The sequence below is a fragment of the Echinicola arenosa genome (assembly GCF_014841125.1).
Lineage (GTDB): Bacteria > Bacteroidota > Bacteroidia > Cytophagales > Cyclobacteriaceae > Echinicola > Echinicola arenosa.
The window spans coordinates 107,738-124,265 of sequence record NZ_JACYTQ010000010.1; the positions used below are offsets into that span (position 1 = coordinate 107,738).

At 40.6% G+C, this 16,528-nt stretch carries 15 protein-coding genes; 9 read left to right on the forward strand and 6 right to left on the reverse strand.

The features are described from left to right. Nucleotides 1–126: 126 nt before the first annotated feature. Nucleotides 127–1,914 (forward strand): ABC transporter ATP-binding protein, encoded by a 1,788-nt coding sequence (locus tag IFO69_RS20250; RefSeq protein WP_192011972.1) that lies wholly within the window; start codon nucleotides 127–129, stop codon nucleotides 1,912–1,914. A 34-nt stretch (nucleotides 1,915–1,948) separates the two neighbouring features. Here IFO69_RS20250 and IFO69_RS20255 read toward each other — a convergent pair whose 3' ends face one another. The 3 genes from IFO69_RS20255 to IFO69_RS20265 all read right to left on the reverse strand — a co-directional run bounded on the left by IFO69_RS20255 (nucleotide 1,949) and on the right by IFO69_RS20265 (nucleotide 4,109). Then, a complete protein-coding gene (locus IFO69_RS20255; protein WP_192011973.1) occupies nucleotides 1,949–2,719 on the reverse strand; it encodes a LytR/AlgR family response regulator transcription factor in 771 nt (256 codons plus the stop codon). A 34-nt stretch (nucleotides 2,720–2,753) separates the two neighbouring features. Next, nucleotides 2,754–3,611 (reverse strand): carboxylating nicotinate-nucleotide diphosphorylase, encoded by an 858-nt coding sequence (gene nadC / locus IFO69_RS20260; protein WP_192011974.1) that lies wholly within the window; start codon nucleotides 3,609–3,611, stop codon nucleotides 2,754–2,756. A gap of 90 nt (nucleotides 3,612–3,701) precedes the next feature. Further along, nucleotides 3,702–4,109: a DUF4783 domain-containing protein gene (locus tag IFO69_RS20265; protein WP_225444232.1), complete on the reverse strand. Its 408-nt coding sequence runs from the start codon at nucleotides 4,107–4,109 to the stop codon at nucleotides 3,702–3,704. Nucleotides 4,110–4,300: 191 nt separating this feature from the next. Between IFO69_RS20265 and gpmI the strand changes: the two genes are divergently transcribed. Further along, nucleotides 4,301–5,824, forward strand: coding sequence for a 2,3-bisphosphoglycerate-independent phosphoglycerate mutase (gene gpmI / locus IFO69_RS20270; RefSeq protein ID WP_192011975.1), 1,524 nt, complete (start codon nucleotides 4,301–4,303; stop codon nucleotides 5,822–5,824). 7 nt (nucleotides 5,825–5,831) lie between these two features. Next, nucleotides 5,832–6,401 carry a hypothetical protein gene (locus IFO69_RS20275; protein WP_225444233.1) on the forward strand — a complete coding sequence of 190 codons (570 nt, stop codon included), beginning with the start codon at nucleotides 5,832–5,834 and terminating at the stop codon, nucleotides 6,399–6,401. A 79-nt stretch (nucleotides 6,402–6,480) separates the two neighbouring features. Here IFO69_RS20275 and IFO69_RS20280 read toward each other — a convergent pair whose 3' ends face one another. The 3 genes from IFO69_RS20280 to IFO69_RS20290 all read right to left on the reverse strand — a co-directional run bounded on the left by IFO69_RS20280 (nucleotide 6,481) and on the right by IFO69_RS20290 (nucleotide 10,783). Beyond that, the gene (locus IFO69_RS20280; RefSeq protein ID WP_192011976.1) at nucleotides 6,481–8,013 is read right to left on the reverse strand and encodes a sodium:proton antiporter; all 1,533 of its coding nucleotides are present in this window, start codon (nucleotides 8,011–8,013) and stop codon (nucleotides 6,481–6,483) included. A gap of 189 nt (nucleotides 8,014–8,202) precedes the next feature. Continuing rightward, entirely contained in the window at nucleotides 8,203–9,429 is a 1,227-nt protein-coding gene (locus tag IFO69_RS20285) for a Glu/Leu/Phe/Val dehydrogenase (RefSeq protein WP_192011977.1), read from the reverse strand. Nucleotides 9,430–9,703: 274 nt separating this feature from the next. Then, nucleotides 9,704–10,783, reverse strand: a complete 1,080-nt coding sequence (locus IFO69_RS20290) for an anhydro-N-acetylmuramic acid kinase (protein WP_192011978.1) — start codon at nucleotides 10,781–10,783, stop codon at nucleotides 9,704–9,706. A gap of 166 nt (nucleotides 10,784–10,949) precedes the next feature. Here IFO69_RS20290 and IFO69_RS20295 point away from each other — a divergent pair, with 166 nt between their 5' ends. The 6 genes from IFO69_RS20295 to IFO69_RS20320 all read left to right on the forward strand — a co-directional run bounded on the left by IFO69_RS20295 (nucleotide 10,950) and on the right by IFO69_RS20320 (nucleotide 16,445). After that, the gene (locus tag IFO69_RS20295; RefSeq protein ID WP_192011979.1) at nucleotides 10,950–11,678 is read left to right on the forward strand and encodes a type III pantothenate kinase; all 729 of its coding nucleotides are present in this window, start codon (nucleotides 10,950–10,952) and stop codon (nucleotides 11,676–11,678) included. Next, a complete protein-coding gene (locus IFO69_RS20300) occupies nucleotides 11,662–12,945 on the forward strand; it encodes a hypothetical protein (RefSeq protein ID WP_192011980.1) in 1,284 nt (427 codons plus the stop codon). Before IFO69_RS20295 ends, IFO69_RS20300 begins: the two co-directional genes overlap by 17 nt. A gap of 11 nt (nucleotides 12,946–12,956) precedes the next feature. Further along, nucleotides 12,957–14,261, forward strand: a complete 1,305-nt coding sequence (locus IFO69_RS20305) for a tetratricopeptide repeat protein (protein WP_192011981.1) — start codon at nucleotides 12,957–12,959, stop codon at nucleotides 14,259–14,261. A gap of 126 nt (nucleotides 14,262–14,387) precedes the next feature. Beyond that, nucleotides 14,388–14,939: an LPS export ABC transporter periplasmic protein LptC gene (gene lptC, locus IFO69_RS20310; RefSeq protein ID WP_192011982.1), complete on the forward strand. Its 552-nt coding sequence runs from the start codon at nucleotides 14,388–14,390 to the stop codon at nucleotides 14,937–14,939. A 25-nt stretch (nucleotides 14,940–14,964) separates the two neighbouring features. Beyond that, nucleotides 14,965–15,180 (forward strand): hypothetical protein, encoded by a 216-nt coding sequence (locus tag IFO69_RS20315; protein WP_192011983.1) that lies wholly within the window; start codon nucleotides 14,965–14,967, stop codon nucleotides 15,178–15,180. Next, complete coding sequence (locus IFO69_RS20320) at nucleotides 15,180–16,445, forward strand: hemolysin family protein (RefSeq protein ID WP_192011984.1); 1,266 nt, start codon at nucleotides 15,180–15,182, stop codon at nucleotides 16,443–16,445. Before IFO69_RS20315 ends, IFO69_RS20320 begins: the two co-directional genes overlap by 1 nt. The last annotated feature ends 83 nt before the right edge of the window (nucleotides 16,446–16,528 follow it).

The window sequence follows — 16,528 nt, forward strand, 5'->3', positions numbered from 1 at the left end:
TGCCGTAGGTAATTCAAGAATAATGAAAGGAAAGGGAGCTTTCCTTTTGAAATGGCATTAGTTATCATTTATAACCCAAATCTTGTACATTTGTAGCCGCAAATGTAAAAGTAGCTCACCCATATCATGGCAAAGAAAAATAAAACACTTGAGGAACACGAAAAGAGGAAGTTGAACAAAAAGAACCTTCAAAAACTGATGGGGATCTTCAACTTTGTTTTGCCGTACAAGGGAGTATTTATAGTTGGTCTTGTTTTCTTGTTGTTTTCAAGTCTTACCCTGTTGGGATTCCCTTATGTGGCAGGTAAGCTGATCGACACAGCTCAAGGACAAGAATGGATTTTCAATGATATCAATTCCATCGCCTTGGTGCTGATTGGAATATTGTTCGTCCAAAGTGTATTTTCATTTTTCAGGGTATGGCTATTTGCTCAAGTGAGTGAAAAGTCCATGAGAGATATTAGGCTTTCATTATACAGCAGATTGGTGAACCTTCCCATGAGCTTTTTTGACAAGCGAAGAACAGGTGAATTGATCAGTAGGATTACTTCGGATGTGAGTTTATTGCAAGATACTTTTTCAGTGACTTTGGCAGAATTGTTCCGTCAGGTCATCACATTATTGGCAGGTACTGTTTTCTTGTTTGTCACCACTCCACGGCTGACCTTGTTTATGCTGGCTACCTTTCCAGTGTTGGTCATTATCGCCATGGTCTTTGGAAAATTTATCAGAAAGCTATCCAAGGAAACCCAAGATGAATTGGCTTCTGCCAATGTGATTGTGGAGGAGACTTTGCAGTCCATCACTACTGTTAAGTCATTTGCAGGAGAAGCTTATGAGTCTGCTAGGTATGAGCGAGGTTTGAACAGGGTAGTGAAGGTGGCGCTCAAAGCCGCTGGATTTAGGGGAGCATTTATTTCTTTTATCATTTTTGCGTTGTTTGGTGGAATTGTAGCGGTGATGTGGTATGGTGCCATGATGGTGAGTACTGGAGCCATGAGTATTGGTGATCTGGTTTCATTTGTGCTTTATACCACTTTCATTGGAGGCTCCATTGCGGGGCTGGGCGATATTTATGGTCAAGTACAGAAAGCCATAGGTTCTTCAGAAAGAGTGTTGGAAATTTTGGACGAAGAACCAGAAGCTTCCATGGCCGACTACCAGCATGTTAAAATTGAAGGAAATGTGGCCTTTAAAGATGTTAGCTTTAACTATCCGACCCGTCCAGATGCAGATGTGCTCAAACACATTCACCTATCTATTAGGGCTGGTGAAAAGATCGCCTTGGCGGGGCATTCTGGGGCGGGTAAGTCTACAATCATTCAGCTCTTGATGAAGTTTTATACCATCAAGTTTGGGGAAATCAAGATTGATGGAAAGCCTATCCAAAATTGGAACCTGAAACAACTCCGTTCAAATATTGGCATTGTCCCTCAGGAGGTATTGCTATTTGGAGGAAGTATCAGAGAAAATATCGCATATGCAAAGCCGGATGCTACTGAAGAGGAAATCATCGAGGCAGCCAAAAAGGCCAATGCCTGGCAATTTATTGGTAAGTTTCCAGAAGGTCTAGAAACATTGGTAGGGGAAAGAGGTGTGAAACTTTCAGGAGGACAGCGGCAAAGAATAGCCATTGCCAGGGCCATCTTGAAGAACCCTTCTATTTTGATTTTGGATGAAGCTACTTCTTCTTTGGATGCGGAGTCAGAATCCTTGGTTCAGGAAGCTTTGGATGAATTGATGAAAAATAGAACCACAATTGTGATCGCTCACAGACTGTCAACCATTCGCAAGGTGGACAGGATCTATGTGATGAAAGACGGAGAAATTGTGGAAGAAGGAGACCATACGACATTGGCTGATCAAGAAGGAGGTTTTTATGCCAACTTAGTGAAGCTTCAATTTGCAGAATAAGGAATGAAAAAGTAACCAGTAAGACTTTTAAATCTTACTGGTTCACCCATTTTTTGAATTTGCTTACTTTTTCCCTACTTACAATAATTTCTTCATTAAATGTAATGCGGGGAGTGATTTTCAACCGGTTATTGATGTATTTTTTAATGGCACCGATGGATTTGACGTTCATGATCATGCTTCGGTTGATGCGGAAAAACTGCTTCGGATCCAATTGGTCTTCCAAATCCATCAATTTGTTATTGATCAGGTATTGGTGGCCCGTTTCAGCCTCGACAAGGTAAGTCTGCCCTTGATCGGCCAAGAAAAAGGCTACATCCTCTTGGGTTTTCTGAAACAGCTGTTCTCCTGATTTTACCAAAAATCTTGACTTTTGCTTTTGGCTTTCTGAATTTTCTGAAGGGGCAGAAGGTTTGCTTTGTACCACTTTGTGCCTATAAAGTAGCTTGAACTTTTCAAAAGACTTCGATAGTCGTTCATCACTAGGATTGTCATTTAGAAAATCCATGCAATTGAGCGCAAAGGCCTTTTCCGTCACAAAAGGCTTGGTGGAGGTGAAAATTACAGGAATAGACTTATCCATCTTTTCAAATACAAAAGGGTGTAAGTCGGTCAGTTCATAGCTTCCCATAATCAGATCCACCTTGTTACCTGCTTTGAGGTATTGCATGGCTTCTTCCCAAGAGGGCAGCACTTCCATGGTTTTTGCTTCTAGGCAAGCTTGGTGTATGTGATGACTCAGTCTGTATCCTTCTTCGGGTTTATGGATGACCAGACATTGAATAAATTGGTTTTCAGTTTCCATTTTACTTTTACCTTGAATCAACGTTCAAAAAAGGTTAGTAGGCTTTCAGGCTTATGTCTAGACTTTTGATATGATGGGTCAATGCTCCTACAGAGATGAAGTCTACACCGCACTCGGCAACATTTTTTAATGTTTCTTCCGTGATGCCTCCTGAGGCTTCTGTGGGAACGGCGCCGTCAATGATTTTTACAGCTTCACGCATCATTTCATAACTCATGTTATCAAGCATGATGACATCGATCCCTCCTACTGCCAAAACCTCTTTTACTTCATCAAGATTCCGTGTTTCTACCTCTATTTTAAGATCCAGTAAATTCTCTTTTAGGTAATGTTTGGTGGAAAGAATGGCTGCTTCTATACCACCCGCAAAGTCAATGTGGTTGTCTTTGAGCATGACCATATCATATAGCGCAAAGCGGTGATTTTCTCCTCCACCGATGGCTACCGCCCATTTTTCCAGCATCCTAAAGTTTGGTGTGGTCTTTCTGGTGTCCAGTAACTTGGCTTTGGTATGGGAAATTAACTGAGTGAGTTGATGGGTTTTGGTGGCAATTCCACTCATGCGCTGCATACAATTAAGTACTAATCGTTCTGTAGTAAGAATAGAGGCAGCTTTTCCAGATACAGTTAACCCAATATCTCCTTTCTTAGCGACTTGCCCATCCTTCATCAGTAGTTTGACCTCCAAGTCCTGATCATAGGAGTGAAAAATCATTTCAGCCAATTGAAGGCCAGCGACGATGCCGTCCTCTTTGATGATCAATTGTGCCCTTCCGGTTTGATTTTTTGGAATGGCAGCGAGTGTAGAATGATCCCCTTCTCCCACATCCTCCTTGAAGGCAGCTTGGATAAAGGCCTCTAAATTTTCCTGAGTTAGATAGTTTTCTTTCACAGCGTAAAAATAAGAAAATTCAGGAAAGCAGCCCGAACCATGATGGGAAGTTCTGACTTAATTGATAGATGGTCTTGCAGCCTTGACTAACTATTCTTTGTTAATGTCAATGGAATAAATTTTCTTCTCGTTGTCATCCTGTTTACATTTGACAAGGATACGAAAATCAATACCTGCACTGTCATAGGTGCCAATAAAATAATGGATTTGACTTCCTGATTTTCCTTTATGGACAACTTCGAAGTCGGAAGGCGGAAACTTTTTGAAAAAGTCTCGGATGACCAGTTCCGCTTGGTTTCGGGAATAGTCTCCTTCATTGCCGTTGATGCTTAATTCTACGTTGTTTTCAAAAAAAGCAGAAAGATCTTTACTTGATCCGGCTTTAATGGAAATTGCAATCTCCTCGACATCACCGGTTTGTGACCATGCGGGAACATTGCACAGTATTAGCCCTGCAAGCAGTAGAAAGAATGCTCGTGTAATTAAATTTTTCATCATATGTTGGTGCTCAAAATTTAAGCCAAAGTGCGTGGTTCTTTTTATATATGCTTAAAGTGAACAAAAAAAGGTAATTTTTGCTTAAAACCGAAAAAAAGGCGTTTTAAATCCTCAAAAAATGGTTCGTTGATTTTATGGCTTTAGCCAAAGGAATTTTCTATCATTGTATTTAAAATCTATATATTTGCCTCATGGATAAAAAAGTTTTATTAATGATTTTGGATGGTTGGGGTCTTGCCACCAACCCTGATGTATCAGCTATAGACAAAGCCAACACCCCATTTATCGACAGCCTTTTTGAAAAATATCCACATTCACGTCTGGAAGCTTCTGGTCTGGCCGTGGGTCTTCCTGAGGGCCAAATGGGGAATTCAGAAGTAGGCCATATGAATATTGGCGCTGGAAGAGTGGTTTATCAGGATTTGGTAAAAATTAACAAGGCAGTAGAGGAAGGTGAATTAAAAGATAATCCAATTTTGAAAAAAGCCTTTGCCACGGCGAAGGAAAACAATAAAAAGGTGCATTTTATCGGATTGGTTTCTGATGGAGGTGTACATGCACATATCAAACATCTAAAAGGACTTTGTGATGCGGCAAAGGCCAATGATGTTGAAGAAGCTTATATCCATGCTTTTACCGATGGTAGAGATACAGACCCTAAGAGCGGTTTAGGCTTTTTGGAAGAACTTCAAAACCATTGTGAAACTTCAACCGGTAAAATTGCTTCTGTCATCGGTAGGTATTATGCCATGGACAGGGACAAAAGATGGGAAAGAGTAAAGCTCGCCTATGATGCGATGGTGCTAGGTGAGGGTGAAAAGTCCAAAGACATCCTGTCCTCGATCCGTAAATCTTATGCCAATGGCGTTACGGATGAGTTTATCCGCCCAATCGTCCATGTGGATGACAAAGGACAGGCGATAGCTACTATCGAAGATGGAGATGTAGTGATCTGTTTTAATTTCCGTACGGACAGAGGCCGTGAAATTACCCAGGTACTATGCCAGGAAGATTTTGAAGAATACAAGATGAAAAAATTGGATCTTCATTATGTGACTTTTACAAATTATGACGATACCTTCAAAGGGGTGTCTGTTATATTTGAAAAGGACAACTTACAAAACACCCTTGGTGAAGTATTGGCCAATAATGGCAAAAAGCAGATAAGAATTGCTGAAACCGAAAAATACCCACACGTTACCTTTTTCTTCTCAGGAGGAAGGGAGACAGAGTTTGAAGGAGAATCAAGGATTTTATGCAGCTCTCCGAAAGTGGCCACCTATGATTTGCAGCCAGAGATGAGTGCTCATGAGATTGCGAAGAAAATCAATGTGGAGTTGGATAAGAAGGAACCGGATTTTGTTTGCTTGAACTTTGCGAATGCCGATATGGTAGGGCATACTGGCGTTTTTGATGCAGCCGTAAAAGCTTGCGAAGCGGTGGATGAATGTACCAATTCAGTAATAACTACTGCCCTGAAAAATGACTACACCGTAATCGTAATCGCGGATCATGGTAATAGTGATATGATGATCAATGAGGATGGTTCTCCAAATACTGCTCATACCACGAACTTAGTTCCTTGCATTATGGTTGATAAAAATGACCGTCTTGAAGTAAATGATGGTAAGCTAGGTGACCTTGCGCCTACAATACTAAAAATGATAGGCATTGACATCCCTTCAGAAATGACGGGTGATGTTTTGTTAAAATAATAAACTTTTGAAAAAACAATTTTCATTACTTATGTTGGGGCTGCTTTTTTCCTGTAACCAAGGAGAAGAGCAGCCCTTGGCAAATCCGACCCAAATCAATCAGTATTTTCCTTTAAAAGACTTTGTTTCGGATCAGATTGGTAGGGTTAGTGATATGTCTGTGGAGAAGCTTACCGATATCAATGGAGAAGAGGAAAGTTTTGAGGTGAAATTAGATGCTGAAGGTTGGCGAAAAGAGCTGGACATTTTTATCCAGTCGGATATCAACAAAGCAGCCAATGCCAGTGCTTATCACACTGAGGAAAAAGGCCTTGTACTAAGGCATGAGCTAAAGCAAGGTCTGAAAGGCGAAGTAAAGCACATTCAAGTGGAATATGCGAGCAGAGAGAAGGAAGAGGTTCAAAAAATTGAATTCAAATCCGAAAAGGACAATTTTTTCTATCACTCCTTATCTGAAGGAGTTTTAGAGGTTGATGCTGAAACTGGTTTGCTAAAAAGCTATCACGTAAAAGGATACCAGAAAGTCTGGTTCTTGGACCCAAACCAGATTGAAATTTCAGGGAAATTGAAAAGATAAAATCAGTCATCTGGTCATAAAAAAGGGCTTGGTCAATTTATTATGACCAAGCCCTTTTTGTTAGTTGATATTATTCTGTTTATGAGAAAGCAAAGAATATCAGCCAAATGATAATCAGTACTGGCATCAATATCGGTATGGAGAACCTGATGATATAGCCAAAGAAAGACGGCATCTTGATACCTGTTTGTTCTGCAATGGACTTCACCATGAAGTTTGGTCCATTACCAATATAGGTCATTGCACCGAAGAAAACGGAGGCAATAGAAATAGCCATTAGCTGGAAAGCTGAATCATGGTATCCGTCCATGGCAAACTGCCTTACCATCTCCACATCTCCTATTCTCGCGCCTCTGGAGGCCATAGCAGCAGCTAGGAAGTTAAGGTAAGTAGGCGCATTGTCCAAGAAGCCAGAAAGCAATCCTGTCCCCCAATAAAGTGAATTATGGCTAATAAGTGCAGATCCCTCTGGAGATTTGGCAAATTCACCAACCAACTCCAGTGCCGGCATCATGGTACCGAAAATACCTATAAAGATAAAGGCCACTTCCCGAATAGGTTCAAAGTTAAATTCATTGCCCTTGATGGCTCTTTTATCGGCAAATTTATAGGAGAAAAATGCGACAGAGAACATGATAATTTCTCTTAAGAAAGAGAATTTGGTTCCATCATAAACAATGGCAGGTACCCAATCCAATACATTGGGATCAAGGAAAACCGAGATAATGACCACAAGCAGCCATAAGAAGTTTTTGGATCCAATTAAAGATATTTTGTTGGTGTAAGATACTGGTTCCAGTTCTTCTGTGTCATTGGCTCTGCCAAATTTTTTGTCAATGATAAAGAACACCACAGAAAGGATGGTCAAGGCAATTATCCAAGCAGGCCAATTGTGTTCTAAAGTCCAGAAAAAAGGAATCCCTTTTAAGAAACCTAGAAATAAAGGAGGGTCACCAATGGGTGTCAAGGAACCACCCACATTACTTACCATAAAGATAAAGAAGATGATGTGGTATGCCTGAATGTTATGTTTGTTGAGACGGATAAAAGGTCTTACCAAAAGCATAGAGGCTCCTGTGGTACCGATAAGGTTAGATACAATTGCACCGATAATCAATAGGGTGACATTGGCCATCGGAGTGGACTTTTTGTCGATTTCTATCAATATTCCCCCAGAAGCAATGTACAGAGATGCCAACAAGGCGATAAATTGCAAATATTCAGCAAGCGCATGAATAGGAAGGTGAACATTTTGTAAAGCGAATATATAATAGAGAACAACTATGCTTGCCAAGCTAATGGCTACTTTAGGGTAATTATGGTGCCAGAAATGTTCATAGAACAAAGGTCCAGTTGCAATCATCAAAAGTAACACCACGAAAGGAATAACAAGCCAAGCAGGCGCTAGATTATGAGACCCCTCAGCCTCATGCGCATCACCATGGTCTCCGGCGTGTTCAGTATCAGATTGATGTTGATCTTCACCTGTCTGCTCCTGCTGATGTACTGTTACCTCCGTTGATTGGTGATTATTTTGGGCCATTGCAGGAATGGTGTTTGTGAAAAACACTGTTCCCCAAATGATCCCAAAAGCAATTATTATATTCTTCATTAAAATGAAATTAGATTAATTCGTCTTTGTTTTGCTGATTCTTTTTTTCCGTTATGGACAAAAAGTAGTCTGAAGGAATTTGCAACCCCTAAACTACAGAATTTGAGCCAAACCCACCAAAATAATTTGGTATGGTCGGAATAAATTAATTTTGGGTTAATCTTTTAATCTTAAAAACGGTTATTCGTTTTAAACCAATAAGTTTAGAGCGATTTCAAAAGATTTTCTCGCTATACCTGTTTTTTCAGTATGTAAATCATACGTAGATTTTAGTGCCTTATAAATGGTGTGGCTTACATCTTCGAAAATAGCTTGGTCAGTAACTTCGGCCCCATCGGACATTAGATAAGCAAAGACCCTTGCCATACCGCAATTAGCAATGAAATCAGGAATTACAGCCACTTTTTCATCTGCTGCCATACCTATTGGGCCAAAGAAAATCTCCCGATCCGCAAAAGGAACGTTTGCTCCGCAAGAAATTACTTCCAAACCACTTTGGATCAATCGATCCACTTGCTCTTTGGTTACCAACCTTGAGGCAGCAGCAGGAATGAAAATTTCATGCTCTAAATCCCAGATTTTTTCATTGATTTCTTCGAAAGGAATTAGTTCTTCGACATTGAGTTTGTTTCCAATTCTGGTCAAAAACAGCTGGCGGATCTCATCAAGGGAAAATCCCTGTTCCTTGATCAGCCCCCCTTCCCGGTCAATGATGCCAATGACCTTAACGCCTTCCACCGCCAGAAAACAAGCAGCCGCTGAGGCCACATTCCCCCAGCCTTGGATGATAGCTCGCTTGCCTTTTAAGTTTCCACCCCAAAAGTGATAATAGTGTTTTACCGCTTCAGCCACGCCAAAACCGGTAATCATATCCGCAACAGTATATTTCTTGGGGCTATCAGGAGTATAATTTGGGTCTTCCAAAACTTTGGAAACACCCTGGCGTAGCTGGCCCAGTTTTCTTATTTTTTGAGGTTCTGTAGCTTGATAGTATCCGTTGACTATTCCTTCTTGAGGATGCCAGAGACCATAGGATTCTGTTATGGGGATGACCTCATGGATTTCGTCAATATTGAGGTCACCACCTGTTCCGTAATAGCTTTTTAAGATAGGTAGTACAGCCTTGTACCATCTTTTCAAGACTTCTTCTTTTCTGGGATCATTAGGGTCAAAGTTGATCCCGGATTTTGCTCCCCCAATGGGTGGGCCAGAAACGGTGAATTTAATTTCCATGGTTTTAGCAAGGGATTCCACCTCTCGCTTGTCCAGCCCCTTTCTCATCCTGGTGCCACCACCTGCTGCCCCGTTTCTCAGTGAGTTGATCACTATCCAACCTTCAGCTTCAGATTCGCTATCGCTCCATTCAAAAACAATCTCAGGTTGCTTGTTCTCAAATTTCTTGAGCAGTTCATTCATAAATACGGTTAATTAGAGTTGCACAAAAATAAAAAAAAATCGTTCTCAGGCTATTTCTGAGGCAAGCCTTTGGCTTTATTTTGAAAAAAAGCTCTAAACGGGTGTTTTTTTAACCTTGCTTGGTTCAGGTTTGCTTTAAAGTAACTTTTCATAGGGTTTATCTGGGTTTATTGAAACTTAAATTACCAGCTCTGTTATTTTAGCATTGGCTTTGGGTAATTTACGAAAAACTCTAGCAAAACTATAATATCTTAAAAAATGCAACCTCCGCAAATTAAGGGGAATACCATACCCCTCCGCAACTGTCTGCCACTGCCCCCGTGACAGAGGCAAAAGAATTGGCCTCTTTTCTTATTTTCCTTACCCCTAAAAAGGCAAATATCAAAGCTTCTTTAAACTCAATGATTTCAGCATTGGGAACTACTACTGCGACTTTGTTTCCCAAGTATGTTTGAAGCCGATCAATAAAATAGTCATGATAAGCACCCCCACCAGTTATCAATAGCCTAGCTGGTTTATCTAAGGCATGGTTTAATATTACCCGTGAGATTTGCAGGCTGTAATGCTCTACCAAGGTAGCCAAGAGATTTTCAGGAATATCCTGTTGAGCTTGAATCAATGGAATAAAGTTTTGATCCATGTCTTCTCTTCCCAAAGATTTTGCCCCTTTTTTCTGGTAAAAGTCAGCGGCATTTAATTGGTCCAGAAAGTCTTGATTGACTTTTCCGGAAGCAGCCAGTTTTCCTCCTCTGTCAAAGGCGAGTCCTTTTCGTTTTGCGATAAGATTAAGCAGTAAATTAAATGGAGAAACATCAAAAGCGATTCTTTCGCCTTGGTGCATCATGGAAATATTGGAAATGCCACCTAGGTTAAGGCAGAATTCATAGTCTGCAAATAGATAATGATCCCCAATGGGTGCCAGTGGTGCCCCTTGTCCGCCCAAGGCAACATCCAAACTTCTAAAGTCGTTGATGACCGAAAAGCCTGAGGCTTTCATCAAACTCCAGCCACAACCGATTTGCTTCGTAAATCCCAAATGGGGTTGATGGAAGACGGTATGTCCATGAGAAGCAATGATTTCAGGATTTAATTGATGCTTATCGCAAAATGATTTGACCACTTCTCCCATCCATTGGCCAAATTGCACGTCCAGCAGGGAAAGCTCTTCACCAGACAAGGTATGTGAATTGGCCAGCTTGAAACCCAGTTCATCCGAAAATTCTAGCGTGCTTGCTTTTTCTATGGTAAAACGCCATCGATCTGAATAAGTAAAATGACAATAGGCCACATCCAGGCCATCCCCGGAAGTTCCGGACATCAAGCCAATGGCACGGTAAATTCTACTGGATTCCATAAGGGTTAAAGTTTGTTAAAATTGAGGACTTAAAGATAATTTTAAACGGTGTAATTCAAACCCGCTTTTTAAATTCCTTAATTTAGCGCCGAAATTTGGGCTTGTATTGCTTGTTAGAAACGGCCTGTTTTAAGGCTTAGTGAGTAGTGCAATTAAAGGTGATGGCTTGAAGAATCTAGTAATAGATATAGGAAATACTCGGATAAAAGCAGCGATGTTTGAAGGATTGGCCCTTCAAGAGGAGTTCAGTGTGGAATACATGGATGAGCTCAGGAACCATATTCAAGAATGGGTCTTTGACCATGTCATGGTAAGTTCTGTGCGCTGGAATAAGGAAGAGTTGGAATTGATGCTGCCTTTTGGATTTTTCTTTTTGGACAGGGAAACACGCTTTCCTGTAGAAAACCATTACGAAACTCCCCATACGCTAGGCCTTGATCGCCTGGCTGCGGCCATTGGAGCTTACAGCTTGGTAGAGAAAGGGCCAGTTTTGAGTGTGGACTTGGGAACATGCATCACTTTTGATTTTATAGATAGCGCTGATCGTTATTTGGGAGGCGCCATTAGTCCTGGCATACAAATGAGGTTTCAAGCCATGCACCGCCAGACAGCCAAACTGCCATTGGTTGAAATGGTTATGGGAGAAGAGCGGCCTAGTTTCATCGGAAAGAATACGGTGGAAGGAATGAAAAGTGGCGTTTATTATGGGATCCAAAAGGAAATAGAAGGAACTATCAGCCAATATCAGCATCAACACCAAGGTTTAAAGGTCTTTATTTGTGGAGGTGATGCAAAATTCTTTGAAAGCTTAACAAAAGACCACATATTTGTAATCCCCAATTTGGTCCTGCATGGATTGAATAGAATTTTAATTTACAATGTCAATAAAAACTAGACTGCAGTTAATTGGTGCATTTTGTGCCATTTTCATATTTACGCAAGCAAAAGGACAGATTGGTTCCTCTACCTATAGTTCTATCGGGATCGGAGACATGAACAACTCCGGGCTGACACCGAACCAGGCAATGGGTGGCTTAGGGATTAGTTATGGTGATGCTTGGTCTGTCAATCAGGTGAACCCTGCCCTTTCAGTAAAAAACAACGTGTTTAACTTTCAGGCGGCATTCAATTACAAGCGATTTTCTGCCCAAACTGCAACCAGTTCTTCTACACTTGATGGTGGCGGTCTGAGTAATGTGGTAATGTCATTGCCTATAAAACCAAGAAAATGGACGGTAGGCATGGGGCTAAACCAAATCAGCACGGTTGATTATGAGCATTTGGTGGAAGCTCCCGTGGTCAATTCTGACCTGAACTCGGTGAGTAGGATAAGAGGGAGAGGAGGAATTAGTGAGGTGTATGTTTCTACCGGTTTTGAATTATTTAGGAATTTTAACCTTGGTTTCCACGGATCCTACATCTTCGGATCTACAATCAATAGGCAACAATTGACACTGACCGATGAGGATGGAGTAGTTCAGGGTGGAGCTTCTGAATACTATGATAGATTAAGTTTGAGTGATTTTTCCTTTAAGGGAGGTGCCCATTATGCTTTGCGGACGGGAGAGCGGAGTCGCTTGAATTTTGGTGCCATTTATCACGTTTTTGGCGACTTAGAAGGAAAAAAGTTTGCGAAAATGGCAGGTATTGGGCAAGCTAGTGATCCGGATTCAAATGGACAGACCGTATTCAATAACGAAAAGGGTAGTATTTATTTACCTAATAAGTTAGGTTATGGTATATCTTTCGAAAAAATCAATAAATTTGTAATTGGTCTTGAGGCTCAGCATCAGGATTTTAGGGAATATGAATCTTTCATAGGCTTAAATGAAGGTCTTGGAAATTCATTTAAAGTAGGCCTCGGTGGACAATTTGTTCCCGATATTTACTCCTTGGAAAGTGCTTTTATGCGGTCTACATTCCGGGCAGGGGTTGAATTTGAGCAAACCCCTTATCTGATAGGCCAAAATAAGGTCAATGATATTGGCATTAATTTTGGAGCTTCTGTTCCTATGAACAGCTTATCACTCTTAAACATGGCTGTAAAAGTGGGACAGAGAGGTACAACAGAAAATGGCTTGGTTAAGGAAAACTATTTTAAAGTTTCACTTGGCTTTTCCATCAATGATAACAGTTGGTTCTACAAAAAAGTATTTGAATAAACATAATAAGTATGAAAGCTAAATTTGCATTATTAGGGTTATTGTCTTTTGCATTAGCGGGCATGGCACAGGCACAGGATAACTGGAACTGGCCTTCTGATTCAGCCTTGGAATCAAAGGCTAGGGAGTATAACGCTGCCTACAACGATTATATGAAAGCCGATCAATTTATTGCGGCTACCAAACCTTTACACTGGCTATTGGTCAATGCACCAGACCTTAATGAAGCCATTTATATCAATGGTGTCACCGTTTACAATGGTGCTGCTGATGAAACTTCCGATGAAGCTCAGAAAAAGATTTATCAAGATTCTGTAATGACTATTTATGATTTGAGAGCTGAGAAATACAATAACGAAGCTGCTTGGATTGAAAACAAGGCTTATTATGGCTACAGATATTATAGAAGTGATAAAGATAAAGTTGGAGATGCTGCTTCTTACTTTGCCAGAGATATTGAACTAAATGGTGAAATCAACACCTTTGGCTTGGTTCCTGCCTACTTTGATTTGGTATATAGAAACAACGCGTACAACAATGCTTACACTCCTGAAGAGGTATTGGCGATTTATGAAAATCTAAATGCAAGATTGGATAAAGCGGAAGCTGCTGGAGAAGATGTTTCAGGACAGAGAAATACACTTGACCAAATTTTGGTAAATATGGAAATCATCGATTGTGATTTCATTGAAAATAAAATGGGACCAAAACTAGTAGCTGACCCAAGCAATGTCAAGTTAGCTAAGCAAATTTTCCAATATTCAGTAACCTATAAATGCACATCTTCTGAAACCTTTACCAAGGCATTGGAAGTAGTGGATAATGATAATCCAACGTTCTCAACTTCTCAAGTAAGGGGAATGAGGTATATTCAAAGTGAGGAGCCTGCCAAAGCTGTTGAAATGTTCCAAAGGGCTCTTGAATTGGCCGAAAATGATGCTCAGAGAGCTGAAGTTAGTTTTGACTTGGCACGAGCACAAGCTAAAATCGGCCAGAAATCTGCGGCGAGACAATCTGCTTTGAAGGCTGCTGAGCTAGATTCGAAATTGGCTTCTGATGCTTGGTCTCTAATCGGTGGATTATACATGACTTCTGCCAATGATTGTAGAGGTGGTCAGAGCCGTGTAAAAGATTACTCTATCTTTATCGCTGCTTATGATGCTTTCGCCAAGGCAGGTGACAATTCAGGAATGGCCAGTGCCAAAGCACGCTTCCCTTCCAAAGAGGAATTGTTTACTGAAGGTTACCAAGTAGGCCAAACCATCAGCACTGGATGTTGGGTAGGTCAGACGGTTTCTTTAAAAACCAGAGATTAATATCATTGAACATAAGGAGCATTAGCTCTCCTGATCATACTTAAAAGGCGGTTTTCATAACCGCCTTTTTGCTTTACTCGTATGGCTATTTGGTAATTAACACGATTAATTTGATAGATTTGTAACATGAAACGAGTCGCTTTTATTTTTCTGGTAATTGTAATGGCTGCTTCCTGTCGTGAAAGTGTAGATTTGAGGCAATTGGAGAACTACGATGGGCCTGTGCGGGTGACTACTGCCATGGAGGTTTTCAGAAGTGATTCGGCTGTGGTTCGGATTAAGATGACGGCACCCAGGCAATTGGTGTTTTCTAATAATGATATGGAATTTCCAGAGGGGATTTTGATCCACTTTTATGAAACAGATGGAGTGCTCAGCTCAACTATTAGAGCTGATAGGGCTTATTTTGATCATAGAGAGAATCTGTACCGCGGAGAAGGGGATGTCCGGGTCCATAATATCGAAAAAGGCAATAAGCTAAATTCTGAAGAGCTTTTTTGGGATGAGCGGAAAGGGATAATATTTACCGAGAAATTTGTAACTGTCACAAAGAAAAACGGAACGGTTATTCACGGGACCGGAATGGAAGCTGATGAAAGCTTCAATGAGTATACCTTCTATAAAATCGTTGATAGTCCGATTGTAATTGAAGAGGGGCCATCCAATACTGAAAATTAGATACCATTATGGGTATAGGAATAATATGAAGCTAAAAGGAATAATTTTATTATCATTATCTGCTGCTTTGGTCATTATAGGGACGCATGTCACGATGACCCAAGGCATCACGTTTTCATATCCTATTTTTATGTTTGCTGTGGCCATGTTATTTTGGTATAAGTACTTAAAAACTAAGTGGGCTGAGCAAGATCAGGAAGAAGTAGGTCAGCAACAAGACAGGAAGAAAAAAAGCAGATAATGGAATATCACTATTTGGGCTACGTCCTCATCACCATATTGTTTTCAGCATTGTTTTCAGGCTTAGAGATTGCGTTTGTATCTGCTAATAAGTTGCAGATAGAGCTGCAAAATAAGCAGGGAAGCTTTACAGGAAAGGTATTGGCAGGATTTGTCAAAAACCCTGGCCAGTTTATTGGTACTACCCTGCTTGGCAATACCGTGTCACTTGTGGTTTATGGTATTTTTATGGCCTACTTGCTGGAGCCGACCATTCAGTCTTACCTGCCTGAAGGCCTGAACCATCAAGCAGCCGTAATGATCATTCAGACAATTATATCTACTCTAATTGTCTTGATCACAGCTGAGTTTATCCCAAAGAGCATCTTTATGCTCAATCCCAATAATTTACTGAGCTTTTTTGCTGTCCCATTTACTGTGATTTATTACCTCATGTATCCGATCGTGTGGTTGATTGTGGGGATGTCAAGGTTGTTTATTACCCATGTTTTGGGCTTAGAATACAGCGAGGATAAACCGGTTTTCAAAATTACCGATCTCAATAGCTTCATTCAGGACAATTTGGAAACTGAAGGAGATGAAGGTATGGATATCGATACCAAGATCTTTGACAATGCGGTAGAGTTCAAAAAGGTAAAGGCTCGGGACTGTATGGTGCCAAGGACAGACATTGTGGCGGTAGATGAGGAGGACAGTATTGAGGATCTGAAAGGAACTTTTATGGAGAGTGGACATTCCAAGATCATTGTATACAAGGAAAATATAGATGATGTCATCGGCTATTGCCATCACTTGGAGCTGTTCAAGAAGCCTAAAAAGATCACGGATATTCTCACCCCCATCATTATTGTGCCTGAGACGGCTTTGGTTCATGAGCTCTTGGTACAGTTTATCGCCGAAAGAAAGAGCCTGGCATTGGTGGTAGATGAATTTGGTGGCACCAGTGGCATTGTAAGTATGGAAGATATTATTGAGGAGATTTTTGGAGAGATTGAGGATGAATATGACAATGATGACCTGATTGAGCAGGAGATTTCAGATAATGAGTATTTATTGAGTGCCAGACATGAAATAGATTACCTGAATGAAAAATACGATTGGAATTTACCAGAGGGAGATTATGATACCCTTTCTGGATTCATCCTTTCGGTAACTGAAAATATTCCAAAAAAAGGTGAATCGGCTACTTATGGCCCCTTCACATTCACGGTGGTTTCCAAGCAGGATCACCGTATTGATACAGTAAAATTAAAGATAAATACCTAAGAGAGTACAATAAGTAATTTATTGATAGTGATAATATTTTGAATTTACCGCTAGATGTAATTATTTTGCGACACTTCAAAAAC